At 48.2% G+C, this 25,760-nt stretch carries 18 protein-coding genes and 1 rRNA gene; all 19 read right to left on the bottom strand.

Features of this window, described 5'->3' with window-relative positions; translation table 11 throughout:
* Nucleotides 1-104: ribosomal RNA gene (locus DXA93_RS03265) — 16S ribosomal RNA — on the bottom strand; the annotation flags it as partial.
* 579 nt (nt 105-683) lie between these two features.
* Complete coding sequence (locus DXA93_RS03260) at nt 684-2,960, bottom strand: hypothetical protein (protein ID WP_119207729.1); 2,277 nt, start codon at nt 2,958-2,960, stop codon at nt 684-686.
* Nucleotides 2,961-3,172: 212 nt separating this feature from the next.
* Nucleotides 3,173-4,813 (bottom strand): TIM barrel protein, encoded by a 1,641-nt coding sequence (locus tag DXA93_RS03255; protein ID WP_158583257.1) that lies wholly within the window; start codon nt 4,811-4,813, stop codon nt 3,173-3,175.
* 206 nt (nt 4,814-5,019) lie between these two features.
* Entirely contained in the window at nt 5,020-5,193 is a 174-nt protein-coding gene (locus tag DXA93_RS03250; RefSeq protein WP_022461670.1) for a DUF4250 domain-containing protein, read from the bottom strand.
* On the bottom strand, nt 5,190-7,796 hold the full coding sequence (clpB, locus tag DXA93_RS03245; RefSeq protein ID WP_119207727.1) for an ATP-dependent chaperone ClpB: 2,607 nt from the start codon (nt 7,794-7,796) through the stop codon (nt 5,190-5,192). Before clpB ends, DXA93_RS03250 begins: the two co-directional genes overlap by 4 nt.
* 189 nt (nt 7,797-7,985) lie before the next feature.
* The gene (locus tag DXA93_RS03240; protein ID WP_119207726.1) at nt 7,986-9,068 is read right to left on the bottom strand and encodes a hypothetical protein; all 1,083 of its coding nucleotides are present in this window, start codon (nt 9,066-9,068) and stop codon (nt 7,986-7,988) included.
* A gap of 172 nt (nt 9,069-9,240) precedes the next feature.
* Nucleotides 9,241-10,185: a CobW family GTP-binding protein gene (locus DXA93_RS03235; RefSeq protein WP_055267686.1), complete on the bottom strand. Its 945-nt coding sequence runs from the start codon at nt 10,183-10,185 to the stop codon at nt 9,241-9,243.
* Nucleotides 10,186-10,217: 32 nt separating this feature from the next.
* Nucleotides 10,218-11,279, bottom strand: coding sequence for an NAD(P)-dependent alcohol dehydrogenase (locus DXA93_RS03230; protein WP_022461674.1), 1,062 nt, complete (start codon nt 11,277-11,279; stop codon nt 10,218-10,220).
* 143 nt (nt 11,280-11,422) lie between these two features.
* Nucleotides 11,423-12,109 carry a deoxyribose-phosphate aldolase gene (deoC, locus tag DXA93_RS03225; RefSeq protein ID WP_119207725.1) on the bottom strand — a complete coding sequence of 229 codons (687 nt, stop codon included), beginning with the start codon at nt 12,107-12,109 and terminating at the stop codon, nt 11,423-11,425.
* Nucleotides 12,106-12,825 (bottom strand): GntR family transcriptional regulator, encoded by a 720-nt coding sequence (locus tag DXA93_RS03220; protein ID WP_119207724.1) that lies wholly within the window; start codon nt 12,823-12,825, stop codon nt 12,106-12,108. Before DXA93_RS03220 ends, deoC begins: the two co-directional genes overlap by 4 nt.
* 294 nt (nt 12,826-13,119) lie before the next feature.
* On the bottom strand, nt 13,120-13,575 hold the full coding sequence (locus DXA93_RS03210; RefSeq protein WP_119207722.1) for a hypothetical protein: 456 nt from the start codon (nt 13,573-13,575) through the stop codon (nt 13,120-13,122).
* Complete coding sequence (locus DXA93_RS03205) at nt 13,554-13,868, bottom strand: hypothetical protein (protein ID WP_119207721.1); 315 nt, start codon at nt 13,866-13,868, stop codon at nt 13,554-13,556. Before DXA93_RS03205 ends, DXA93_RS03210 begins: the two co-directional genes overlap by 22 nt.
* Before the next feature lie 191 nt (nt 13,869-14,059).
* Nucleotides 14,060-15,415, bottom strand: a complete 1,356-nt coding sequence (locus DXA93_RS03200; protein ID WP_119207720.1) for a C40 family peptidase — start codon at nt 15,413-15,415, stop codon at nt 14,060-14,062.
* Nucleotides 15,416-15,612: 197 nt separating this feature from the next.
* Entirely contained in the window at nt 15,613-16,683 is a 1,071-nt protein-coding gene (locus DXA93_RS03195; protein ID WP_147399502.1) for a BMP family ABC transporter substrate-binding protein, read from the bottom strand.
* 165 nt (nt 16,684-16,848) lie between these two features.
* Nucleotides 16,849-19,593, bottom strand: coding sequence for a hypothetical protein (locus tag DXA93_RS03190; protein ID WP_118720205.1), 2,745 nt, complete (start codon nt 19,591-19,593; stop codon nt 16,849-16,851).
* A gap of 187 nt (nt 19,594-19,780) precedes the next feature.
* Nucleotides 19,781-21,466, bottom strand: a complete 1,686-nt coding sequence (locus DXA93_RS03185) for a formate--tetrahydrofolate ligase (RefSeq protein WP_022461681.1) — start codon at nt 21,464-21,466, stop codon at nt 19,781-19,783.
* Between the two features lie 227 nt (nt 21,467-21,693).
* A complete protein-coding gene (locus tag DXA93_RS03180) occupies nt 21,694-23,460 on the bottom strand; it encodes a sulfatase-like hydrolase/transferase (protein WP_119207718.1) in 1,767 nt (588 codons plus the stop codon).
* 231 nt (nt 23,461-23,691) lie between these two features.
* Nucleotides 23,692-24,315: a V-type ATP synthase subunit D gene (locus DXA93_RS03175; RefSeq protein ID WP_022461683.1), complete on the bottom strand. Its 624-nt coding sequence runs from the start codon at nt 24,313-24,315 to the stop codon at nt 23,692-23,694.
* 20 nt (nt 24,316-24,335) lie between these two features.
* The gene (locus DXA93_RS03170) at nt 24,336-25,760 is read right to left on the bottom strand and encodes a V-type ATP synthase subunit B (protein WP_022461684.1); all 1,425 of its coding nucleotides are present in this window, start codon (nt 25,758-25,760) and stop codon (nt 24,336-24,338) included.

The raw sequence follows: 25,760 nt of genomic DNA, 5'->3' as shown, positions 1-25,760 counted from the left end.
TTAAGAATCAATCCGAAGAAATCAACTTAACTGCTTCGCTCGACTTGCATGTGTTAAGCACGCCGCCAGCGTTCATCCTGAGCCAGGATCAAACTCTCTGATAAAATGTTTGTTCCAAGTTCAAAATCAACATACTAGCTAATTTATCCCTTTTACTGTTTTAAGGATCTTTCGATCGTTTTGAATTACTTATTCAGAACTTTCGAGGATGTGTTTCACTGTTTAATTATCAAGGATCTTTGCCGTTCCGACTCGGATCAGCTCATTTATTTTATCACAGAACTTTTCGTTTGTCAAGAACTTTTTTAATTTATTTTTTTGAAGCTCTTTCGAACTTCTTTGCTGTTCTCTCGATCAGCAACTCGTTTATTTTATCAAACTTGTTTGCTTTTGTCAAGAACTTTTTTCAGGTTTTTTTGAAGCAGTTTTTCCAACCCGCGGCAGCCACCCGGCTCCGAACTAGGTTTTTCTGTTTCAAAGAAACTCATTCGCATCAGCTCTCGCTGACAGCTTAGTTATAATAACACCGCCAAAAGCAAAAGTCAACACCTTTTTTCGAATTTTCTTATTTTTAGAAAAATATAGTTAATTCTGCATATTTTGTATTTTATCTGACTATTTACAATCTATCCGAAACCGTCCAAAAGAAAAGGCGCCTTCCGGCGCCCTTTCCCTTTCAACTCTTATTTCTCACGTTTACGATAAACAACTGCTCCAACCACTGCTGCTGCAGAAACGCCGAGCAGGATCACCCACAGCATCACCTGTGTGCGGTCTCCCGTGTCCGGACTCTTTGTTGCTTTCTTCAGATAGAATACGGTATCCGCCTGCCCCTTGCTTGAAACGATCGAAATCGTATGCTTGCCTTCTGCCAGACTCTTTGTATACTCGGCCTTCAGCGTAACCTGCGTATTCTCTTTTCCAGCCGTCACATAATTCTTCGCATCAACCTCTTTCTGGTCGATGAGAACCTTTTTGAGATCCTTTGCTTCAAAATCTGCGGTGAAGGAAAGCTCCTTGCCCTGCATACCTGACTGATTGACTCCTTTGGTAATCTTCGGAAGATTCTGCGCAGTCATCGGTTTCTGTTTCAGGCCGGCAATCGCTTTTTCCAGCGCTGCCGCATAACCATCCACCGTCTTCTGCTCCGTGATATTCTTTCCGCGTACAATCGCTGCTTTTGCATCATTGACTGCTTTTACGCTCTCGTCCGTGTATTTCTTCAGATCGTTTGGAATCTTCTTCACTGCGGCATCTACTTTGCTGTAGTCCGCATCTTTATACGTAAGGCCGGCAATCGCTGCCTCGATCTTTTTTGCGTAACCGTCTACGCTCTCCTGCTCTGTGACCGGCCGCTCGGTTACGACGCTGTTCTTTGCATCTTCCAGTGCTTTTACAGACGCATCGGTATACAGACTGAGGTCCGCCGGAATCTTTTTGATGGCTTCCTCTACTTTGGAATAATCTGCTTTCCGAACCTGCAGTCCTGCCAGTGCATTTTCAATTGCTGCTGCCCAGCCGTCTACTTCTGCCTGATCCAGAATGGTTTTTCCGCTTTCTACGCTGTTGATCGCTGTCTGAAGCGGCTGAATACTTTCTTCCGTATAAATACTCAGATCATTCGAAACTTTGGCAAGAGCCGCGTCTACGGCGCTGTAGTCCGCCGGTTTCAGGGTCAGTCCGTCAAGAGCTGCTTTCAGGTTTTCTACAAACTGATCGACTTCCTCCTGTCTGCTGTCATCCAGATCCCATACAATGGCTTCTTTTGCCGCATTCAGTGCTTTTACACTCTTTTCGGTATAAATGGATAAGTCTTTCGGAATCTTTCCCAGGAGTTCTTCCACTCCCTGATAATCTGCCGGAACCGGTTTGCGTACCAGTGCTGCAATTGCATTCTCCAGTGCTTCCGCATAAGCAGCAACTGCCTGCTGCTCTTCTATCGTTTTGGTGCGGTCGATGGATGCGATGACTGCATTCAGTGCTTCCACGCTCTCTTCCGTATAGATAGAAAGATCTCCCGGAACTTTGGCAAGTACTGCATCAACTTCTGTGTAATCTGCGCCAAGAAGCGTCAGTGCGTTTACTGCTGTCTGAATGGCTGCCGCATAACCATTTACGGTTTCCTGTTCAGCTGATGGCAGGTTCTCTTTTACCGCATCTTTTGCTTTCTGAACAGCTGCCGCGCTTTCTTCTGTATACCGGCCCATGTCCTCCGGGATCAGCGCCAGCGCTTCTGTTACTTTGGTGTAATCTGCGGCTTTTACAATCACAGTGAATTCCTGTGTGAAGTCAACGCCGGTTTTCTTTCCGTCTTTGATTGTCGCCAGAAGTTTTACGGTTCCGGCATTCGTTACTTTCAGGTTTGTGCCGTCTAAAACAGCACCTGTCATTCCGGCATCCGTGATTTCCCATGTGATCTGTTTCTGATCTGCATTTTCTGGAACTGCTTTGCCCGTCAGTGCGGTGGTTCCCGGGATTTCTTTCGGTATGCCCTGGATTTCTGTTACAGCTGCGTACTCATAGGTTCTTATCTGGATTTCAATGGCATCTTTTGTTTCCGTTTCTGCGATCTTTGTTACAATCCAGCTTCCGTTCCAGCTGTCTGCCTTTTTAAGCAGATAATCTGCCGGAGCCTTTTTGGCCTTTTCCGTAAGATCCTTCAGATTCCAGGAAGCCGCCGCTGCGATCACAGCCTCTTTTTCTGTTTTTATTCTTTCTTTGTCATCTTTCTGATCTTTCTTTTCATCCGGATTTGTTTTTTCTGAAAGTATTCGGATTTCTCTGTTCTCTGCATCATTTTTAATCTCCGTATCTTTACCGAGAACGTCGCCTGCTTTCAGCGAAAGCTCTCCGAACTTCCACGTTTGGGCTTCCTCTTTTGCGAATGCCATGGTTGGGAACATCGTCACGATCAGAAGCATGGACAGTACAAACGAAAGCATTTTTTTCGTTTTCTTCATAACACAAATCCTCCTTTCCTTTTGATTGTTTTGCAGCCGCCAGGGGCCGCAGTTTCTCTTGTTACTTTCATTATACGTGTGTCAGAAAAAGAGTCAACGGGCCGTAAAAATTCGTAAGAATTCTTGTGCATTTCCGCTAAAATACTTTCAACGTTTTTTCACAATACTTCCATGAATTTTTACGGCCCGTCAGATTTTCTTAAGATATTCCTTTATTTGTGATGAAGCACATATTTCACATACGCAATTCTGCGGCTGTCCGGTGCCCAGGAGTTGACGTTGATACTGCCCTGGCCGCCGAAAAGATCCAGCAGTTTTTTCTTATTCTGTCCGTCATAATCCATCATTCCAAGCGATACATACATGTTCGGCAGATGCTCATTCGGTTCCAGCTCACCTTTAGCGAAGGTCAGGTAAATGACGTGTTTTCCATCCGGCGAAACGTGGCCGAACCAGTTGTTGGCATCGGAATCGGTCATCTGGATGAGACCGCTGCCGTCACGGTTCATCCGCCATACCTGCATCAGACCGCTTCTGGTGCTGTTGAACCAGATGTGCTTTCCGTCCGGTGAATACTCCGGACCGTCGTTGTAGCCTTTGCCGTCCGTCAGGCAGGTTTCCTCGCCGCCGTCTGATGGAATCGTACAGATCTCAATGCGCATGGTCTCCTCCTCCGGCTTTTTGCGGAAGGCACAGTACGCAAGCTCTTTTCCGTCCGGCGACCAGCCGTGCAGATAGCTGAGACCCGGTCCGGTGAGGTCTTTTGGTTCACCGCCTGTCATCGGGAGCACGTAGATGTGGGATTCATACGTTCCATCTGTGAGTTCCGGCGGCATGCAGCTTACCGCCAGCAGCTGGTTGTCTGGTGACGGAATGTGGTCATTGTTGCACTGCACGCAGAAACCGGTATCAACCTGCTCCACATGGTCTTTGTCGATCTCATAGCGGTAGATTTTTCCATCCGCATTATAAAGCAGGGTGTTTCCATCGTTCAGCCAGTTCGGTGCCTCGATGATTCCCGGAAACTCATGCAGCACGGTTTCTTCTCCGGTCTCCACATCCATCGTGCAGAGAATGCTGTCGGTGTTGTCTCTGTCCCCTGTCCATCCGGAGAGCATTTTTCCGGCGCGGCAGGTATCCTCCAGTGTTGCCGCATCCATATCCACAATCTGCAGTGCACCGTTTGCGCGGGCGAACTGGAAGCAGGCTTTCAGATCAACCATGCCTTTTCCAAGCGGCGCTTCCTGGCCGGTGATTTTCATATCTTTATAATGAACGGCTTTGACTCGGTCCGCATGCGCCCAGAGGAACTCTTCCGGGTCGACGCCGCCGCAGTACATCCAGCCGGCATCTACTTCTGCTCCGACTTTTTCACCGCAGGCTTCCAGTAGATATTCGTACGCTGTTTTTCCATTCACGCGGATACAGATATCTTCTTTTTCGTTGTGGATCAGAAGACCTGCTCCGGCTTTTTCCAGTTCTTCTGCCAGTTCGCGGTATCTTGCAGCGGTTTCGTCCAGAACATCTTTTGTCAGGCGTGCCGGGCTCTTTACGACAAACCAGGAAATGTGGTATTTCTGCGCCAGTTCTGTAAGAATGGCAAGTTCTCTTTCATAGTGGTATTCATCCAGGAAAATGTGGACCGCATGAACCTCAATGTGGTATTTTGCAAGCAGCGGCATTGCCTGCTCCAGATCCTCCGGGATCCAGAAACCGTAGTCCCTGGCATCAACACGGAATCCGAGACACGGCTCGATCTGGCGGTAGCCTGCCTCATAGATTTTCTTTAAAAATCCTTCGGGATCCTGTTTCCATTCTTTGGATACCCCATACATCTGTACACCAAAATACATATTTGTTTCCTCCTTCTCCAGATCCGCTGTTTCCCCATTTTCAGCGGATTTTCTTTTCCTCCATTTTACCACATTTCTTCTATTATAGATATGATTTTTCCTGTCAGTTATAAGAAACACGCTTTGCGTAAAAAAGGCGCCCCGTATGTGTTTTTTCCACATACGGAACGCCTTTTTCCGCCATTTTTTTCAGGGCCTGGTTATTCTTATACAAACTGGTTCGTTTTCTCATCGTACTCATAGTCGATGAGCGCCAGTTTTTCCCGCAGATCGGATTCCTCTGTCTGCATGGCCGCGCAGAATTCTGCGAGCGACGGGTAAAAATCTCTTAACTGCGTATTGACATAGCTCAGCAGCATTACGGGATCTTTCGGCATCATTCGTCTACTACCTCCACACCTGGTTTGATCATTGCTTTCAGGCCGCCGTTTTCCACATCCAGAAGGATCGTATCGCCCTCGCTGACCTGACCGCCAAGGATCAGTTTTGCGGTGCTGGTTTCTACCTCTTTCTGTACGAAACGTTTCAATGGACGGGCGCCGTAAACAGGGTCGTAGCCGCCCTCGATGACAAACTGTTTTGCAGCCGGGCTCAGTTCGACGGTAAGCTCCTGGTCTGCCAGACGTTTGTTCAGTCCTTTCAGCAACAGATCTACGATATGACCAATGTTGTCTTTTGTCAATGGTTTGAACATAATTGTTTCATCCAGACGGTTCAGGAACTCCGGACGGAAGTGTGCACGCAGATCCTGCATGACCAGGTTTCTCGCCTCTTCGGAGATGCTGCCGTCATCCTGAATGCCGTCCAGCAGATACTGGGATCCGATATTGGAGGTCATGATCAGGATCGTATTTTTAAAGTCTACGGTACGGCCCTGGGAGTCGGTGATACGGCCGTCATCGAGTACCTGCAGCAGAACGTTGAAGACGTCCGGATGCGCTTTCTCGATCTCATCGAACAGAACAACAGAATATGGTTTTCTGCGCACTGCCTCAGTCAGCTGGCCGCCCTCCTCGTAGCCTACATATCCCGGAGGCGCTCCGATCAGACGGGAGACGGAGTATTTCTCCATGTATTCACTCATATCGATTCGAACCATGTTGTTCTCATCATCAAACAGCTTTTCTGCCAACGTTTTCGCAAGCTCTGTTTTACCGACACCGGTAGGTCCAAGGAACAGGAACGAACCGATCGGTTTTGTCGGATCCTTGATTCCGGCTTTGGAACGGATAATCGCATCCGAAACCTTGGTGACTGCTTCATTCTGGCCGATAACTCTCGTGTGAAGTTCATCTTCCAGACCGAGGATCTTAGTTCTCTCGCCTTCGGTCAGTTTTGCAACCGGGATTCCGGTCCAGCGGGAGACAATTCTGGCAATCTCTTCATCCGTTACACTCTCGTGTACCAGGGAGAGATCTTCATTTTTAACTTTTTTCTCTTCTGCTTCCAGCATCTGCTGTAATTTCGGGAGTTCACCGTACTGCAGTTCAGCGGCGCGGTTCAGATCGTAATCATTCTTTGCTTTCTGGATCTGGCGGTTCATGTCCTCGATCTGCTCACGCAGTTTGGACAGTTTCTCAACGGAACTCTTTTCATTTTCCCACTGTGCCTTTGCAGAATTGAAGGTATCCTTTAACTCAGCCAGCTCTTTCTGCAGTGTTTCCAAACGCTCGCGGCTCAGATTGTCGGTCTCTTTTTTCAGTGCGGCTTCCTCGATCTGCATCTGCAGAATCTTACGGCGCTGCTCATCCAGCTCGGCCGGCATGGAATCCAGTTCTGTCTTGATCAGAGCGCATGCCTCGTCGACCAGGTCGATTGCTTTATCCGGCAGGAAACGGTCGCTGATGTAACGGTTCGAAAGGGTTGCGGCTGCAACGAGGGCACCGTCGGTGATTTTTACGCCGTGGTAAACTTCGTAGCGCTCTTTTAAGCCACGCAGGATGGAAATCGTATCCTCTACGGTCGGCTCATCAACCTGAACCGGCTGGAAACGGCGCTCCAGGGCGGCATCTTTTTCGATGTACTGGCGGTACTCATCCAGCGTTGTGGCACCGATGCAGTGCAGTTCGCCTCGTGCCAGCATAGGTTTCAGCATGTTTCCGGCATCCATCGCGCCGTCGGTCTTTCCGGCGCCGACGATCAGGTGCAGCTCATCGATGAACAGAATGATTTTTCCGTCGCTCTTTCTGACTTCCTCCAGAACGGCTTTCAGACGCTCCTCGAATTCGCCACGGTATTTTGCTCCGGCTACCAGGGCTCCCATATCGAGGGAGAAAATGGTTTTATCTTTCAGGCTCTCCGGTACATCGCCGTTGGCGATTCGCTGGGCCAGGCCTTCTACGACTGCGGTTTTACCAACACCAGGCTCACCGATCAGAACCGGATTGTTTTTTGTCTTACGGGACAGGATACGGACAACGTTCCGAATTTCGGTATCACGGCCGATAACCGGGTCCATTTTCTGGTTTCTGGCTTTTTCTACGATATCCTGGCCATATTTTTCCAGAGTGTCGTATGTTGCCTCCGGGTTGTCGGTGGTAACCCTCTGGTTTCCGCGCACGGTGCTTAATGCCTGCAGGAAACGTTCTCTTGTGATGCCGTACTCCTGAAACAGTTTTTTCATGGACGGGCTTGAGTTTTTCAGCATTGCCAGGAAGAGGTGTTCTACGGAAACATACTCGTCTCCCATGGCTTTCGCCTCATCCTCAGCATTTATCAATGCTTTATTCAGATACTGACCGATATACGGCTGACCGCCGGATACTTTGACGCGGTCGTTCAGCGCCGTCTCGACACGGTTCAGAAAATGATCTTTGTTGATTTCCATCTTTTCGATCATTTTCAGAATCAGGCTGTCGTCCTGATGCAGGAGGTTATACAACAGATGCTCCTGCTCTATTTCCTGGTTGCCGAAATCGTATGCGGTCTTTTCCAGGTCCTGTACAGCCTGCAGCGATTTTTGTGTGAATTTACTAATATTCATAATCGGCTTCCTCCTTATCTATTTGGGTGCTAACATTCGCTCCGAACAAAAAGAGCGTTGATGTGAATTTTCTTTTCTTTCTTTGTTCTAGTCGTACTATAACACTAGTTATTAGCACTGTCAAGAGGTGAGTGCTAATTTTTTTATTTTTCCCGACGCTCCTTTTCTCCCTCCCCCCCTAAAAGATTTTTATTCATCGCCGTACACAGCAATAAAATGAATCAGTGCCTCTGTTTCGGAACTGGCATACTTTTTGGCAGATGCTTCCAGCGGCTGTGATTGATATGCTTCAAACGAATCGCCCTCGTCGCGTCCAGATATGTAGCGATTATCATTTAGTTTCCACTTCCTCATTTCTTCAAAATAAGCAGTATTCGCCATTTCCGAATTCCAGTCCATTCGCTCCAGCAGATAATACTCCATTCCATGATAACATTCTTCGCAAATTCCCGTAAAAAATTCTTCTGCTGTCTGAGATGTTAAATGCTCTGGAGCATACCATATTTCGTTCTCTTCATTATTATATAATGCAACGCAATTCGATGATCCTGTCTCTTTCACATACAGCGGAATTCCGGGAATTCCAAGTCGTTCTGTTTCAAGCCGTACCATCTTCTGCGCTGCAATTGTTCTTTCTTCCAGTGTTTTTTGCCTCCATTCGCTCTCCTTTAAGCTCAGCAGAAATTCTTTATTTTCCTGAAAAATGTTCTCCTGATTCTGGACGAGATTATAGTCCTTTTTTCGTTCGTAAAGTTCTGCCACTCCGGACGGAGACTCAAGCTTCCAATATATCATCATACAAGTCGGTACCATACTCACGCATACTGAAACAAACAGAAATGCGTTTAAGTCACTTCTTTTTAATCTCCAGAATTTTTTCGGAGAATATTTTCGTTTTTTTCTATGTAAATCTCTTAAAACCGTAACAAGAAATATCCCATCCAGCACTGCAAGAAACAACACAATTTTCAGTGAATATTGGGCAAATAAAAACAGCATCAGTATGCTCGGCGGAAATGTATAGAATAAAACTTCATTTGCAGTTCCATCTGCGCAGTAGCTTCGAATGGGTGAGGCCAGCCACAAAATCAGGCACAGCGCATAGGCAAAAAGCATTGTCCCCGACGAAATATGGACGGAACATTCTGTAATATATACCTCAACCTGTTTCACATACATCACATACAAGATACAGATCGGATATAAAATCGAGCTTTTGCTCAACCAGTATGCCGCTGATTTTCTTTCCCGTCTTCTTTTCTGTTCCTCCATATCAGATCCCCCCTGATTTTTCTTTTGTTTTATTTGAAATACTTGTATGTTTATTTTAGCGTAATTTTTCGTTTTTGCCTATCCTTCGTTTTTCAGTTGAATCTTTCTGTAAAAACCAAAATTGCGAAACCCTGTTTTGGCAGGACTCCGCAATCTCTTTTTCCTATTTACTTTATGATACATGACGGGCAGCATATTTCATTTTCTGGTTTCCGGCGCATTTCTTAAAATACTGCCGGATCGCATCTTCGTTCATATCGTTTCCGATAAACACAGCCTGGCCGGCGTTTTTCTGTTCTGTGCCGGTGATGCTGTAGCGGTGATCGGCGACATCAAATTGGAGAAACTGGTCTCCGGCTGCGAACTGTCCTTTTGCACGGATGATATTTCCAAACGCTCCGCGAATGATCTGTTCCAGAAAACACCACAGGGTTTCCGGTGCCTCCATTCGGATATTTTCGAAGGAGAAGGTCTCCGGCATCTTTTCGCCGCTCTGCGTATCCTGTACTTCTTTCTCATACCGGCCGCCCAGCAGCAGGCTCTGGTAATCTTCCCGTGTCATCGTGGATGCATAATCCGTGATGATTTTTGCCTGCGGGTTAATTTCCTGCAGAAATTTCTGGATGCGCTGTTTTTCTTCCGCCTGGCATGCTTCTGTTTTGGAAACAATGATCGTATCCGCGCTTCGGATCTGATCCTGATACAGCTCGGGATATTCCGCCATATAGCGGCGGTAACTGTAAACATCCACAATAGTGACCGGCGAGAGAAGCTGAATTCTCTCGTACTCGATCTGACGCAGATTTTCTATAATCCGGGCGAGACTTCCGACGCCTGTCGGTTCTACGATCAGGTATTCCGGGTCTACCACATTGGCAATGGTCAGCACGGATGCTGCAAAATCCTTTTTCCCGATGCAGCAGATGCACTGCTCTGTCATTTCCCATACATTTTTCTGCGTTCCTTGCCGGTTCTGGCCAAGACGTGCGCCGTCGATTCCTGCGGCTCCATATTCATTTTCCAGTATGGCAAACCGCTGATCGACGTTCCTGGCCAGCCGTTTGATAAATGTTGTTTTTCCCGCGCCCAAAAAGCCGGATACGATCAATATTTTCATACGTTTCCTTTTTCAGTCAAATTTTCAAATCATCAGTCAGCCAATTTAACGACTGGTTTGATTAAATCCTTCGGTTTATCTCTCATGAGGAACAGTGCTTCTTCCAGATGATCCCATCCATCAAACACATGTGTGGACAGCGGGCTGACATCCAGCTTGCCTGCCGAAACAAGAGCTCCCAGTTTTTCCATGCGGAGTCTTCCGCCAGGCATCAGGCCTCCGTTAATCTGTTTGTGACCCATTCCAACGCCCCACTCTACACGCGGAATATCAATGTTGTCACCGGATCCAAGATAGTTTACATTTCCGATCTTTCCGCCCGGTTTCAGGCATTTTACTGCTTCTGCAAAGGTTTCTACACCACCGCCGGCGATGACTACTTTATCAACACCTTTTCCATCTGTCATATCAAGTACCTGCTGGAAAATCGGTCCGTTCTTGTAGCTGACAAAATCCGTTGCGCCGTATTTTTTTGCCGCTTCTACGCAGACCGGTCTCGTTCCGACAGCAATGATTCTCGATGCGCCGCGCATATTCGTTCCGGCTACCGACATCAGACCAACTGGTCCGATTCCGATGACAAGAACTGTATCACCAAACTGTACATCGGCAAGCTCTACGCCGTGGAATCCGGTCGGCACCATATCGGAAAGCATGCACGCGTCGACAACATTGATGTTTTTCGGAAGCAGCGCAAGGTTTCCATCGGCATCATTTACATGAAAGAATTCAGAAAAGACACCATCTTTGAAGTTGGAGAATTTCCAGCCTGCCAGCATTCCGCCGGAGTGCATGGAATAACCAGCCTGTGCTTCCAGAGAATTCCAGTCCGGAGTGATGGCCGGCACAAGAACCCGGTCTCCCGGTTTGAAATCTTTTACGAGCTCTCCGACTTCCACAACCTCTGCACAGCACTCATGGCCCAGAATCATGTTATGACGGTCACCGATGGCCCCTTCCCATAAAGTGTGGACATCTGATGTGCAGATGGCAACTGCCAGTGGACGGCAAATGGCATCCATCGGCCCGCATTTCGGGCGTTCTTTCTCGATCCATCCGGATTCACCGATTTTCAGCATTGCATAACCTTTCATATCTTTTGCTCTCCTTTCAGATTGTTAATGATTTATCGATTCCTATGATTCGAATATATCACTAATAGGTTACTAATTCAACAGAAAAGTCACGGAATATCGTAGAATATTCCGTGACTTTTTTATAGCTTTTGCACAATAGATTACTTATAGATACTTTTTATCAAATTCTGTACCGACCGCATTCCCATACCGAAACGGCTACAGCCGGCTTTCTGCATTTCCTGTATAGTTTCCAGACTGCGGATTCCACCGGCGGCCTTGATCTGAATGCGACCGGTGGCTTCACGGCTCATGATTCGAACCTGCTCCACGGTGGAAGGACAGCCGGGATACCATCCGGTGCTCGTCTTTACATAATCCGCACGGCCTTCCACACACAGATCCACTGCCTGGCAGATTTCCTGCTCCGTCAGCTGCGGTGCCTCGATGATCACCTTAAAAATCGCCGAAGGCACCTGCTCCCGGATGGCCAGAAGTTCTTCTTTTACATAAGAAAATTCGTGGCTTCTGAATGCCGTAAGATTCATCACCATGTCGATTTCCCGGCAGCCAGCCTCCCACAGTTCTTTTGCCTGCCGCTTCTTCTGTCCGGTCGTATCTCCGCCGCCCGGAAAGCTTACCACGCCTCCCGCATGGATTTCTCTGGTGTCCTGCAGCCGTTCTGCCACATGGGCGCTGAACGCCGGCAAGGTAAACACAGCAGCCAGACGATATTTCTTTGCCAGCTCCACCATCGCATCAATTTCATCCATTGTATGAAATGCCTGTACACAGCTGATATCAATCTGCCGCATCAGTTTCTTCTGTTCTTCTGTCTCATCGCTCATTTACTCCGTCCTTTTCCCGAAATCTCCACCTCGTACTTGCTTCCGATGATCCGCACGTGGTCAATGCTCACCGGCCGGTTCTGCCAGTAGGTGACTCTGTACACCACAAGAAGCGCATCCTTCGGCTCCGTTTTCAGAACCTGGGCTTCCATAAAGGTCGCGGATTTCGCTGAAATTCTGTCTCGTGTCTCATCAATCTGCAAGCCGAATTTCTCCTCCAGAAACTGATACAGCGCTACAAACTGATTCTCATACGCCTCGATGCCAGGGACTTTCGCATATTCGATATAATTTTCCATCAGCGTAACAGGCTCTTCATCCGCAAGCTGCAGCCGCTGAATCCTCGCCACGCTGGTTCCCTCCGGAATTTCCAGTTCATCGGCGAGCTGTTTGTCCGCCGAAATGATGTCGATCATCATATCTGACGTCGTTACCCGATATCCTTTTTTCATCAGGGATTCCGTGACCGATGTGACCTTGTTATAATTCTGAATTGCCTTATGATTCAGCACCCTCGTTCCAGAACCCTGGCGAACCTCAACCAGTCCCTCCTGCACCAGCATCTTTACTGCATTCCGTACCGTAGTACGGCTGACCTGATAGATTTTCTCCAGTTCACACTCCTTCGGCAGAAATCCCCCGACAGGATATGTTCCCTTATTGATCTCGTTTTTCAGTCTGCTGTAAACCTTCACATAAGCCGGTGCATTTTTCATCTTCTTCCCCTCCCGTGAAATATCAATATCCGCTTTTTGATCCTTTTTGCAGTATACCATATTTTGACGGCACAATCGAGTCCCAAAGAAGAGTTCCTGTTTTCTGCTTTGTCACCGACACATACTCTACCAGACGCACAGAAAAAAGGCAGACGCATGTCATTTCTTTATGACTCACATCTGCTCTGCATGAATCTTCTTTTTTCTGCTGTCTGCGAAATACTTCCATTCTCCAGAAGCAAATCTCTCTTTCTGCGGTGTAAATTTTTGTTACAAATTTTTTATTGTTCTTTTCTATTTTTTCGTATCAAACCGCGTCACCGCCATGTGCACCACGTACGGCACCAAGATGACCGGGATTGCCAGGTATGCCAGGATGCTGTACGCCTTCTGGATCAGCGTCAGCAGACCAAACTGTGCGATAAGGAAGTCCGCGATGCAGCAGACAAGCGCGGCAAGGATCTGGGTGCGGCTGATTTTGCCTGCGGTTTCTGTTCTGCTGCTTCGTTCAGCGAGACCGGCGTGGATTCGTTTGACCATGGCGGCAACCATGTTGACGGCTGTGGATACGGCACCGAGGATGATCAGTACGGAAATCAGCGGTGTCATGAATTTACTGTCGACGCCCTGCTGAACCATAAATAATGTCGGGACGCTCTGCTGGATCATTTCCGGGTTCTGGTATACGGTCATGATTCCGAGGACGACCATGATCATCAGAAGGGCATTTAATACGGCACCGACTGCCATGCTCTTTCCGGCATCCTGCGGTTTTTCGAAGGATTTGGCATGCTGGACGAAGACTGCGACATTGGCAAGCTGGAAGGTTCCGTAGAGGAATGCGGCGTACAGGCTTTGCCGAATGGGAGGTCTGCGGTTTTCATGGCGTTTACAGTATCGCCGATCTTTCCGGCTCCGGCGATGATGTTCGGGACGTAGACGATCAGCAGACCGGCAATAATGCAGATGGACAGCACTGACGCTACTTTCCGCACCAGATCCGTTCCGAATACCGAACGACGAAAATAATTTTCCAGTTTCATAACGATTCTCCCTTCTTCCTAACAAGCAAAAGGGCATACTGACCTTCTGTTGGTCAATACGCCCTTGTATCTCCGATGTGCTTTAGTATATCACAGTTTTAACGCGAATGCACTCAATTTTAAGCAAAACGCAAAAGATCCCGGGATTTTTCTCTCCCGGGATCTGAAAATTCTTACTATGTAATTCTTTTTTAAACCACACGTCTTACCGCAAGAATCGTGGTATACGCTGCGTTGCTGCTGATCTTGATACCGTCGCGCTCATTGCTTGCGTGTACGATTGCACCGCCGCCGATGTAGATGGCTACGTGGCCGCTGTAGCAGATAATATCGCCCGGCTGAGCCTCTGCATAAGATACACCGCGTCCTACACCACGCAGTTCACTGGAGGAATGCGGAAGGTCGTATCCGAAGTGTGCGTAAACGCTCATGATAAAACCAGAGCAGTCAGCTCCGTTGGTAAGGCTTGTGCCGCCCCATACGTACGGGTTGCCGATGAACTGGGTTGCATAGGATACGATGGCGCTTCCTGTTGCACTTCCGGTGCTGCTGGAGCTGCTGGAATCATCCGAGCTGCTGGTATCGCTGGACGAAGAATCATCGTAAGAGCTTCCTCCGTTAGACGGTGTTGTTGTCGTGGTGGAGCTTCCTGTGCTGGACGGTGTGTTGTCTGCCGTTGTTGTATTATTTGCAGCACTGCTTGCGGCTGCTTCTGCTGCTGCCTGTCTTGCTGCTTCTGCCTGGCGGGCTGCCTCGGCTGCTTCTGCTGCCTGACGGGCCTCTTCGGCTTTTCTTGCTGCCTCTTCGGCTGCAATCTCCTCCTGGATCTGCTGGATCTTTGCGTTCTGCTCTGCCAGTACTGCGTTGTACTGTGCAGCCATGTCGTTCAGGTCTGCGATCTGGTTTTCGTAGTCATCGGAAACGGCTTTTTTCTGCTCAAGCATTGCCTCAAGGGACTGCTGCTGTGCTTCCTGCTCTGCCTCACTAGCTTCGAGATCTGCTTTTTCATCTGCAAGCTGATTGCTGTAGTCTGTTACCTGCTGTACAAGATCCATGTACTCCTGCAGGCACTCTCTGTCGTATTTGTATAATTTCTGGGTGTACTCAGCCTGGTTGAGAATGCTGCTTAAATCTTTTCCCTCCAGAAGAAGTGCTGCCCAGCCGTTGTCTCCGCCGCTCTCATAGAGGAACTGGATTCGTTTTTTCATCAGCTCGTACTGCTCGTCCTCTTCAGCCTGGGACTGTGCCAGTTTTTCCTGTGTTGTTTCAATTTCTGTCTGTTTCTCTGCAATTTCATTTTTCAGATTTTCCACGGATGCCATGGTTACGACAAGCTGTGCGTCCAGGTCATCAATCTCGCCGGTAATCTGATTCTTTTTGGTTTCCAGATCGTCGATTTCTGCTTTTGCGTTGTCAAGCTGTGCGCTGGTCTCGGCCTGTGCTGCCTGCTGCTGCTGTAACTGCTCCTGTTTGGAGGCGCTTACTGTCATTACCTGAGCTGCACTTACGATCACTGCTAAACTTAAGGCAAGAAATTTTTTTCTCATTCTTTCACTCCCAAATTGATTCGTTGTATGTAGGATTTCTGTTTCCAGTTTTACCTGTTTCTTAGAAATTCAATTATTCTGTAACAATTTTGAAATATTTTTCCCAATTCTTTTACATAATATCACAATTCACAAATGGATGCAAGGAAAAATATCCCGACTTTTTGTAAACAATTCGTGAACAGTAACGATACATGTTATTTTACCTTCTGTACACTCACACAACTCAATTTGTATTGATCCGGCGAGGAAAGCGCATCGCCGTCAGGGATTGAAAAGTCCTCTGCGGAGAATTTCGCACAGAGTGCCCGGTACTGATCCTCTGTAAAGGACGGCACCGCATCCTGATTCCATTCCAGACTGATTTCCTGATCGGTCACGCCGCGCGTTACAATTTTCCCGCCTTCAAAATCCTTTTGTTTCATTTCTTTTAACGCATTGTAAACTGCAGTTCCATAATCCAGACGTACTTTCAGCACGGCATTGGCGTACTCCTCCACGCCGCCGTTTGCGATCAGTGCTCCGCCTGCCGCAGATGCTGCTACGCCAAGTACATTCTGATACGATGCACCGTCCGAGAAGAGAATCTGTCCGCCCTCACCGTACCAGCTTTTGATTTTTTCCAAATACGACGGTGATACGCTGCTGCTTTTCCGATACGTATAATCCAGCGTGATGCTGTTTTCTCCAAGTCCCAGATCCGCAGCGGCCGCCTCTGCACCGAGTGCATAACCTGTCCCGTACTTTGTTCCGTTCTCTTCGTTTTTCTGTCCGATATAGCCCAGGTGCGTGTAGCCGGCCTGTACTGCCGCATAGCCTGCCAGGTAGCCGGCCTCTGATGCATCAATTTCCAGGCTTTCTGTATTTCCGCGGAGACGGCTGCGGCCGCTCTCACTGACCGGTTCTGCCTCCAGCAGCAGAAAACGGACATCCTTCCAGTCGCGCTGTGCATCGTAAACGGCGCGGCTCATGCTCGTTCCGGCACAGACGATAACGGATGCTCCCTTCTGCGCCGCCTCTTTGATGGTGTTTTCATAGTCCTCTGTTGTCCGTCCTGCCGGAACACTTGCTTCATATTTCAGACCGCTCTCGTCTCCATACTGCGCAAGACCGTTCCATGCTGACTGATACACGGCATCGGAAGCTACCTCACTGCCGTCGGTTACCAGCACCAGATCCACTGGTTCCGTCTTTTCTTTTCCGCAGCCGCCCAGCAGCAGCAACGACACTACGCCAAGACAGAGCGCCCATTTCCAGCTCTTTCGCATGTTTACTCCCCTTGTATTTTTATTTTCCAGATTTTTTCTTTTGTATTTCTGATCTGCGTCTTTCACGCACCTTCTAGTATAGACAATTCCAGCGCAAAAAGAAAGAGAGAATACACGAACTACAAAGTTTTTTTGTATTCTCTCTTATTTTTTATAGAAGATATTTTACTGGAACAGATCGTTCAGGATTTCTGCCGGTTTCTTCCTGCGGTAGCCTTCACTGTCACTTAAGATACTGCTGCTCCAGGTGAAATGATTCACACCGGTCAGATAGGACCGGTCAAGAACTTTTACACCATACCGCTCATACGCAACCGGATAATACATTTTCATGTATTCATTTGCCAGCTCAATAGCTTCACTGTTAATGCTTCCTGTCGAAGAAACGGTTCCACCAAGCTGAATATACGGCGGTGTCGCATGAATGACAACCACGCTGCCGTCCGAGCACTGGCCAATGACAATCCAGACATGACCGCTCTTGCTGACCACATCACCCGGCGTAAATTTCTGGGATGTATCGCCTGTCACGCAGGTTCCCCAGCCTTTTCTTGCAAAGTAGGCCGGCATTCCAGTGGAGGTTGTCGTTGCATACTCTTTCGTCACCTGATGTGCGGTCCATCCGACATAGCCGGAACAGTCAAGACCTTTTCCGTACTCATACAGATGATCGGAATAGTTGTAGGTGGAATTCTGTGTATTGAAGAATTGTTTCCACTGCGCATTGACGCCGTAACTCTCTGCCTCTGCGTCTGTGTGGCCGCCTCCCCAGATATACAGGGTGTTTCCAAGCGGAAGCAGTGCATTTTTCAGAAAGTTCCGTACGGTGCGGACACCGATCTGCGCGGACGGTTCAAATCCGTCCGGACTCTGTACCAGCTTGCCGTCCTCATCGAACACATACGTTTTTCCGTCGATCACCTGTTTTCCGGTTATCATGCCGCCCCAGTTTCGGAAATAGTATGTATTTCCGCCAATCGACTGCCAGCCGATTGCCATTTTCGAGTCAGATCCAAGGTAATAGAGGTTATTATCATAGGTAATAAACGCATTCTTGTACATGCCGCCCCAGCTTCTCGGATAATAATAGTTATAATCCCAGTATACCCAGCCGCTTGTCGCCATAACGCCGTTTTTGTCTACATAATAATAGTTTCCGTCGTACTGAAACAGCTCGTCATCTCTTCTGGTTCCATTGGCATTGATCCAGTAATGCGTTCCGTCCAGAAGCAGCCAGCCCGTATGGCTTGTGCCGTCCTCATCGAAATAATACGTTTTTCCGCCGTTCTGCACCCAGCCGGTGGCAAATGTTCCATCTGAATTGGCATAGTATGTTTTACCGCCGATGGTAAATGTCTGATCATGGTACAGACCGCCCCAGCTCTGGAATGCGTATTTTGTTCCGCCGATGGTATGAATTCCGGTGTACATGCCGCCCCAGCTTCGGAAATAGTAGCGGTTTTTGTCGTAGGTGATCCATTCAGACGATGCCATCGTACCGTCTTCTTTCATCCAGTACCAGTTGTTGTCATATTTCACCCAGCCGGTCTGAAGCGACGTATCCTTGTTGATCCAGTAATACGTTCCGTTGGTCAGATACCAGCCCTCTTTTGTAATCTGCTCGCCGTCTTCCAGAAAATAGTATTTCTTTCCATTGATATCGCAGACACCTGTATAGAAGGTTCCGTCATCCTTTGCCCAGTATTTCTTTCCCTGCCAGGTAAAAGATTCGTTATGGTAAACGCCGCCCCAGCTGTGGAAATAATATCTTGCTCCGTCAACCTCTTTCATTCCGGTGTACATCACACCGTCACCATCAAAATAGTATCGGTTGTTGTCATACGTGATCCATTCAGATGCAGCACGTGTGCCGTCCGCTTTCAGCCAGTACCATTTGCCTTCCAGCTTCAGCCAGCCGGTCTGAACAGAACCATCCTGATTGATCCAGTAAGTCTGATCTCCCAGCTGAACCCAGCCGGTCTGGCTGGCATGATAGATCGATCCGTCATTCTGCGCTATGTAGGTTTTCCCTTTTACGGTAAAGAAGGTGTTTCGATATACACCACCCCAGCTCTGGAAATAATACTCGTTTCCTCCGATGCTCTGGAAACCGTTTTTATAAATGCCGCCCCAGCTCCGGAAGTAATACAGATTGTTGTTGATTTCTTTCCAGCCGGATGTCATCATGACACCATTATCATCAAACCAGTACCAGTTATCATCGTACAGCAGCCAGCCGGTCTGCAGGACGCCGTCTTCTCTTACCCAATAATATGATGTGCCTTTTTTCAGCCAGCCTTTTTGTGTGATCTGCGCTCCCGTAGTATCATCAAATGCGCAGAGATCACCATGTCCATTCATTGTTCTGACTATTCCACGGGCAACGATACCATTTTCCTGTACATAATACATTTTTCCGCTGATGCTGAGATACACATTTCTCTGAATGCCGCCCCAGCTCTGGAAATAATAAAGGTTTCCATCTACTTCCTGAAAACCATTTTTATAGATTGCTCCGTCTCCCTTGGCATAATAAAGATTATTATCGTATGTGAACCAGCTGTTTTCTGCCATGCGGCCGTTCCGGTCCGGATCCAGCCAGTACCAGTTTCCATTCCGGTAAAGCCATCCTGTTTTCAGCTGTCCGTTCTCATAAAAATACCAGCCGCTGTCGCCTGCCTTAACCCAGCCATTCTGACTGGCCCGCACAGCAGCACCGCTGTCCTGTGAAGCCTGTGTCTGCGTTTCACTCTGTATCCCGCTCTGCTGATCCTCTGTCTCCACAGACTGGTCCATCACCGTGCTGCTCCCCACAGCACTCGCGGAAACAGTCGTCGGATGTACGCTGAGCATCAGCACCATAAAAAGTGTACCGCCCAGAAGACTTCTCAATTTTTTCTTCGATGTCATTGGCAAGTAACTCCCTTACTATATTATATCTGCTTTTCTCTCCATGTTATCATTAGAAATTATATTATCTTTTGTAATATTTTGCAATAAAAACGTAAAAAAAGAGACATTCACGAAGGAATGTCTCTTTTTTTCTGTGTTTTATTTCACGCTTTATTCTGTCTTTTCAAGACAATATCCTGTGTTATTAGAACAATCCTGTAATCTTTCCAGTAGCGTCTACATCGATACGCTCTGCTGCCGGAACTTTCGGCAGACCTGGCATGGTCATGATGTCACCGGTCAGGGCTACGATGAAGCCTGCACCAGCGGAGATTTTCAGGTTACGTACGGTAACTTCGAATCCGGTCGGTGCGCCGAGTTTGGTCTGATCATCGGTCAGGCTGTACTGGGTTTTTGCCATACAGATCGGGCAGTTGCCAAATCCGAGAGCCTCTAACTGTTTTGCCTGTTTCTGTGCATTTGCGGTCAGGACAACTCTGCTTCCGCCGTAGATCTTCTGAACGATGGCGTTCAGTTTCTCTTCGATGGAGCCTTCCAGATCGTATGCATAGGTGAAATCGTTCGGCTGCTCGCAAAGACGGACAACTTCTTCTGCCAGGGCTACGCCGCCCTCGCCGCCTTTTGCCCATACCTCGGACAGAACAACGTTGACACCGAGCTCTTTGCATTTCTCCTCAACCAGCTTCAGCTCTGCTTCGGTATCGGTCGGGAATGCGTTGATAGCAACGACACATGGCAGTTTGTATACGTTTGTGATGTTGCTTACGTGTTTCAGAAGGTTCGGCATACCTTTCTCCAGAGCTTCCAGGTTCTCGCCGTTCAGTTCTGCTTTCGGAACGCCGCCGTTGTATTTCAGGGCACGAACAGTTGCTACGACTACAACTGCATTCGGTTTCAGGCCTGCCATACGGCATTTGATGTCGAGGAATTTCTCAGCACCAAGGTCAGCACCGAAGCCTGCCTCTGTGATAGTGTAATCTGCTAATTTCAGGCACATTTTGGTTGCTGTTACAGAGTTGCAGCCGTGTGCGATGTTTGCGAATGGTCCGCCGTGAACGATAGCCGGAGTTCCTTCCAGAGTCTGTACCAGGTTTGGTTTCAGGGCATCTTTTAAGAGTGCTGCCATAGCGCCTTCTGCGTGCAGGTCACCTGCGGTTACCGGTTTCTGCTCGGATACTTTTCCGTAGGTATATCCGATGATGATCTTGGAAAGTCTTTCTTTCAGATCTGTGATGTCGCTTGCCAGACACAGAACTGCCATAACCTCAGATGCTACGGTGATGTCATAGCCGTCTTCTCTCGGCATTCCGTTTGTTCTTCCGCCAAGGCCGTCTACAACGCTTCGAAGCTGACGGTCATTCATATCTACGCATCGTTTCCAGGTGATCTTTCTCGGATCGATATTCAGAGCGTTTCCCTGGAAAATGTGGTTGTCGATCATAGCTGCCAGCAGGTTGTTTGCTGCACCGATTGCATGGAAGTCACCGGTGAAGTGAAGGTTGATATCTTCCATTGGAACAACCTGTGCGTATCCGCCGCCTGCTGCTCCGCCTTTTACACCGAAGACCGGTCCAAGAGATGGCTCGCGAAGTGCAACCATTGCTTTTTTACCGATTCTGGAAAGTCCGTCTACCAGACCTACAGAAGTTGTTGTTTTTCCTTCTCCTGCCGGTGTCGGGTTGATGGCTGTAACGAGGATCAGTTTTCCATCCTCCGCATTGGTGTCTTTTAACAGGTTGTAATCAATTTTTGCTTTGTACTTTCCGTACTGCTCCAGATATTTGTCATCAATCCCTGCTTTTTCTGCGATCGCTGTGATCGGCTGCATGGTACATTCCTGTGCAATTTCAATGTCTGATTTGTAACCCATTGTTTTAAAATCCCCTTTCTTTTTTCCGCTTTGTCCGCCGATTGATAGCCATATTTTACCATGTTTTGTAAGATGATTCAATTGATAATTATTTATTTCACAATCTTTATACGTTTTGTACCAAAAAATGCAGAAAATTCCGCCAAAAGGCGGAGCGGCACAATTCTGCATTAAAAAAGAAGGATTCCCGGCTTTTTGCTGCCGAAAATCCTTCTCTTTTTTATTTTTTAAGAATACTGCGACTCATCCACCTCAAACGGTTCGTCGCACGGTCCTTCGAGGAGGCGGTAGCTGCCCTGTGTGGAGAAGTAATACCATTTTCCGTCGATCAGTTTCCATCCTTTTACGGCGTAGCCGTTTGCGTCAATGTAGTATCTCTGCTCGGTGTCGTTTGCATAGCGGTGCGGGTTCAGGGAAACCCATTCGCTTTTGGCCCATCGGTCTTCGTCTTCGATATAGAACTTCCAGCCCTCATCGGTTTTGGTCCAAATGGAGGTTACCTGCTCTTCCATTTTTTCGAAGAATTTGGATTTCTGGGAGAGATCATCATTGAGCTGGTCGAAAGTCAGCTTCTCTGCAAGCGTCTGTTCACCTGAAAACAGGTTCGTTCCAAGACCGAGGCGGTCACCCTCAATGGTAGCTCCGAGACTTGCGATGGTGGTCGGGAACATGTCCATGGTGGTGAAACTTCTGTTTTTCTCCTGCTGCGGCTGGATCGGAGAGTTGATGATCACGTTGTATACGGTTCTGGTGTAGTCCGGATCAATGTTCTCACAGAAATCGGAATCCATCGTCAGATGGTCGCCAGAAATTACGATCGTTGTGTTCTCGTAGAAATCCTGCTGCTGAATCCAGGAAACGAACTCGGTGACCTGCTTGCTGGAGCAGTGCAGAACCATTCCGTACTGGTTGTCACCGTCGTTTTCTTCATCGCAGAGCTCACACGGATAGCCATCCTCAAAATGGGTGTCTGCGGTCAGCATGGTGAAGTTGAACGGCTCTCCCTCTGCTGCGATTTCGGTCAGACGGTCTTTGGCAAAGGAAAAGAGTTTTTCATCCTCATAGCCCCACCATTCGTAATATCCTTCCGGGATCAGGTCTTTTTCCATAGCCCAGTTGTAATCGTCTACTTCGTAGTCGCCGTGCTCTTTAAAGTACTCTTCCCGGCCGCCGAACTGTCCGATTGAACCGATGAAGAAATACTGCTTGTAGCCTTCATCCGCCAGGACATCACCCAGGGTATTGATTTCCGGGAAGAAGCTGGCCTGATATGCCATCTCATTTCGCTGGATTCCGATGCTGAGAGGCAGACCGGAGGTCTGTGCGAAAATTCCGGCAATGGTCCAGGTTGCGTTTACGGTAGGCTGGCCGCCGCCGAGCAGCTCCGAATTGGAAAAACTGATGTTGTCTGCGGCAAGCTGGGTCAGCTCCGGGATATAGTTTTTATCGAATGCTCCGCCGGAAGCTTTGTCTGCGTAAGTGCTCTCCATGGATTCCAGATAGAGATAGATCAGATTTCGTTTCTGTTCCGGGAACGTGATATTCACGCGGTCCGGATCTACGTAGTTGTCTTCTACCACGGTATTGTACGTGCTCTGATTTTTCAGATAATCTTTTACGTCCAGTGCTGCCCACACGTCATTGATGGAATAGACGATGCTGGCGGCTCCTGCCGCGATACAGATCATCCCGAACGCCACATGGGCTTTGCGTTTTTCCCGAAGAAAAATGCTGACCAGAATCAGAAGGATGAGTGCTGCCGCTGCGATCAGCGCACTTGAGCAGATATAACTCATCAGAAGATCATGGCTGGTTCCGGCAATCGGGGCCTTTAACTGGTAAACAAGCTCTTCCATGCTCAGATTCGGCCATGTTTTCCGCATCCAGCGCTCGGACGTAAACAGCAGCACGCCAAGCGTTCCGATCACCACTGCAAACACAGCCAGCAGAATGCGCCCTGCTTTTTTCGTTTTTTTCTGTTTCTTGTGTTTCATCTTCCTACCTCCAAAAAGCATTACAGCTTACAAAATCTTAACTTTTCTTTACAATCGCCTTACGTATTATAGCAAAGACCGTTTTAAAAAGATAGAAAATTTTTATAAAATTTTTGCACAAAAAGTGCAGCCAAAAACATATTTTTTGCATGACACATAAAAACCCGCCCGGCACCGCAAATCTCTTCGCGGCCCAAGCGGGTTTTTCATCTCTATTCCGGGAAAGCCTTATCAGCTTGCCTTGTTCTTTCTCTGTTTGATGACCTTCAGTCGTGTGAACTCCTCGCGCTCCTTCTCCTCCAGTGCGTCCGCGATATCCTTGGACAGCTGGGTGTAATGCGGAATCGTGATGTTCTTCAGCGCGTTGGCACGCTTCTGTGTTTTCTTGATTGCCGCAGCAAGGCGGTACGCCGAGTTCTCTATCATGGAAAGGTTTAAGGTCAGGTCTTTTACTTTTTCAAAGGCCTGTCTTGCCTGATCCAGGGACTCCTTCGTGCTGTAGTAAGCATAAGTCGGGGCCTGTCCGGACGGATCAGCCTCTACCAGCGGAATTTCCACGCCCATGATACTCCTTGTCTTGATCCGGATAGATTCCTCCACCGGAACGGTATAGGACACGGTCTGTACGTTGGTGATACCGATCTCCATGTTCGCAATCTGCAGCGCCGCATATGCTTCGCGGAACGTCACATCAATCTGACGCTGAATATCCTTTGCCTCATCGATCAGGCCCATGAGCTCGCGGATCAGAATATTCCGCTTCTTGTCCATCAGCTCGTAACCCATGTGGGCAAGTTTCAGAGAGTTCTTTGCAAGAATCAGGTTTCCCTTGGTAGGAAAGGTATTCGGGTCCATTCCGATCTCACTCCTCTCGCTTACTCATTCATGGCATCGGCTTCTGCCTTTGCTTTTGCTACTGCATCAATGGTGGTCGGATGATAATACTGATCCAGAACCTTGGTGTTGACACGGTCGAGCTCTTCTCTCGGAAGCAGTCCAAGAAGCTCCCATGCCTTGTTCAGCGTATCTTCCATGGAACGGTTTTCATCCATTCCCTGGCCGATGAATTCATGCTCGAATTCATTACCGAATACCAGGTACTGTTTATCGATCGGAGAAAGCTCATCCTCACCGATAACGGATGCCAGGGAACGCGCATCTCCTACCTTTGCATAGCAGGAGAACAGCTGGTTCGCTACGTCCTGATGATCGGCTCTTGTGTAGCCCTCACCGATACCATCCTTCATCAGACGGGAAAGACTCGGCAGTACGCTGATTGGCGGGTAAATAGACTGGCCGTGAAGCTGACGGTCCAGTACGATCTGACCCTCGGTGATGTAACCGGTCAGGTCAGGGATCGGGTGCGTGATATCATCGTTTGGCATGGTCAGGATCGGAATCTGTGTTACGGATCCCTCTACGCCCTGTACGATTCCGGCGCGCTCATACAGCGTAGCCAGCTCACTGTACAGATATCCAGGATAACCTTTACGGGAAGGAATCTCTCCACGTGAGGAGGAAACCTCACGCATAGCCTCGCAGAAGGATGTGATATCGGTCAGGATAACCAGGATATGCATGCCTTTCTCGAATGCAAGGTACTCGGCAGCTGTCAGTGCTACCTTCGGAGTGATCAGACGCTCTACAACCGGGTCATTTGCCAGGTTCAGGAACATAACAACATGGTCAGATACACCGCTTTCCTCAAAGGTCCGGCGGAAGAACTCTGCTACGTCGTATTTAACACCCATAGCGGCAAATACGATTGCAAACTTCTCATCAGAATCTCCAAGGGATGCCTGCTGTACGATCTGTGCTGCCAGCTGGTCGTGCGGAAGTCCGTTTCCGGAGAAGATTGGCAGCTTCTGGCCACGAATCAGGGTAGTCAGACCGTCGATTGCAGAAATACCGGTATGGATATAGTTTCTTGGGTATTTACGGGTAACCGGGTTCAGCGGCAGGCCGTTGACGTTTCTTCTTACCTCTGCGTCAATTGGTCCCATGCGGTCGATCGGTTTTCCGATACCGTCGAAGGTACGTCCAAGGATTTCTTCGGAAAGTCCGATCTCCATCGGATGTCCGGTCAGACGGGTATGGGTATTGGTAAGAGACATGCTCGAAGTTCCCTCAAATACCTGAATAACGGCTTTGTCTTCGTATACAGCAACGATACGTCCCAGTTTTTTCTCATTGCCGTCTACGGTAAATTCTACGATTTCCTCGTAGGAAGCATTTTTTACACCTTCCAGAACAACCAGAGGGCCATTGACCTCACTAAGGCCTAAATATTCAATTGCCAT

The organism is Blautia sp. OF09-25XD (genome assembly GCF_003482095.1).
Taxonomy (GTDB): domain Bacteria; phylum Bacillota; class Clostridia; order Lachnospirales; family Lachnospiraceae; genus Fusicatenibacter; species Fusicatenibacter saccharivorans.
Note: the sequence above shows the minus strand (reverse complement) of the source record. Positions and strands in the feature narration are given on the sequence as shown.

Bases quoted from the DNA above. Each gene is read 5' to 3' on its own strand.
- DXA93_RS03180 (WP_119207718.1), bottom strand. From the start codon at position 23,460: ATGAAACACAAGAAACAGAAAAAAACGAAAAAAGCAGGGCGCATTCTG.
- DXA93_RS03240 (WP_119207726.1), bottom strand. From the start codon at position 9,068: ATGGAGGAACAGAAAAGAAGACGGGAAAGAAAATCAGCGGCATACTGG.
- DXA93_RS03230 (WP_022461674.1), bottom strand. From the start codon at position 11,279: ATGAAAGGTTATGCAATGCTGAAAATCGGTGAATCCGGATGGATCGAG.
- DXA93_RS03255 (WP_158583257.1), bottom strand. From the start codon at position 4,813: ATGTATTTTGGTGTACAGATGTATGGGGTATCCAAAGAATGGAAACAG.
- DXA93_RS03220 (WP_119207724.1), bottom strand. From the start codon at position 12,825: ATGAAAAATGCACCGGCTTATGTGAAGGTTTACAGCAGACTGAAAAAC.
- DXA93_RS03260 (WP_119207729.1), bottom strand. From the start codon at position 2,960: ATGAAGAAAACGAAAAAAATGCTTTCGTTTGTACTGTCCATGCTTCTG.
- DXA93_RS03210 (WP_119207722.1), bottom strand. From the start codon at position 13,575: ATGGCAGTCGGTGCCGTATTAAATGCCCTTCTGATGATCATGGTCGTC.
- deoC (WP_119207725.1), bottom strand. From the start codon at position 12,109: ATGAGCGATGAGACAGAAGAACAGAAGAAACTGATGCGGCAGATTGAT.
- clpB (WP_119207727.1), bottom strand. From the start codon at position 7,796: ATGAATATTAGTAAATTCACACAAAAATCGCTGCAGGCTGTACAGGAC.
- DXA93_RS03235 (WP_055267686.1), bottom strand. From the start codon at position 10,185: ATGAAAATATTGATCGTATCCGGCTTTTTGGGCGCGGGAAAAACAACA.
- DXA93_RS03170 (WP_022461684.1), bottom strand. From the start codon at position 25,760: ATGGCAATTGAATATTTAGGCCTTAGTGAGGTCAATGGCCCTCTGGTT.
- DXA93_RS03195 (WP_147399502.1), bottom strand. From the start codon at position 16,683: ATGCGAAAGAGCTGGAAATGGGCGCTCTGTCTTGGCGTAGTGTCGTTG.
- DXA93_RS03185 (WP_022461681.1), bottom strand. From the start codon at position 21,466: ATGGGTTACAAATCAGACATTGAAATTGCACAGGAATGTACCATGCAG.
- DXA93_RS03250 (WP_022461670.1), bottom strand. From the start codon at position 5,193: ATGATGCCGAAAGATCCCGTAATGCTGCTGAGCTATGTCAATACGCAG.
- DXA93_RS03175 (WP_022461683.1), bottom strand. From the start codon at position 24,315: ATGGACCCGAATACCTTTCCTACCAAGGGAAACCTGATTCTTGCAAAG.
- DXA93_RS03205 (WP_119207721.1), bottom strand. From the start codon at position 13,868: ATGAAACTGGAAAATTATTTTCGTCGTTCGGTATTCGGAACGGATCTG.
- DXA93_RS03200 (WP_119207720.1), bottom strand. From the start codon at position 15,415: ATGAGAAAAAAATTTCTTGCCTTAAGTTTAGCAGTGATCGTAAGTGCA.
- DXA93_RS03190 (WP_118720205.1), bottom strand. From the start codon at position 19,593: ATGACATCGAAGAAAAAATTGAGAAGTCTTCTGGGCGGTACACTTTTT.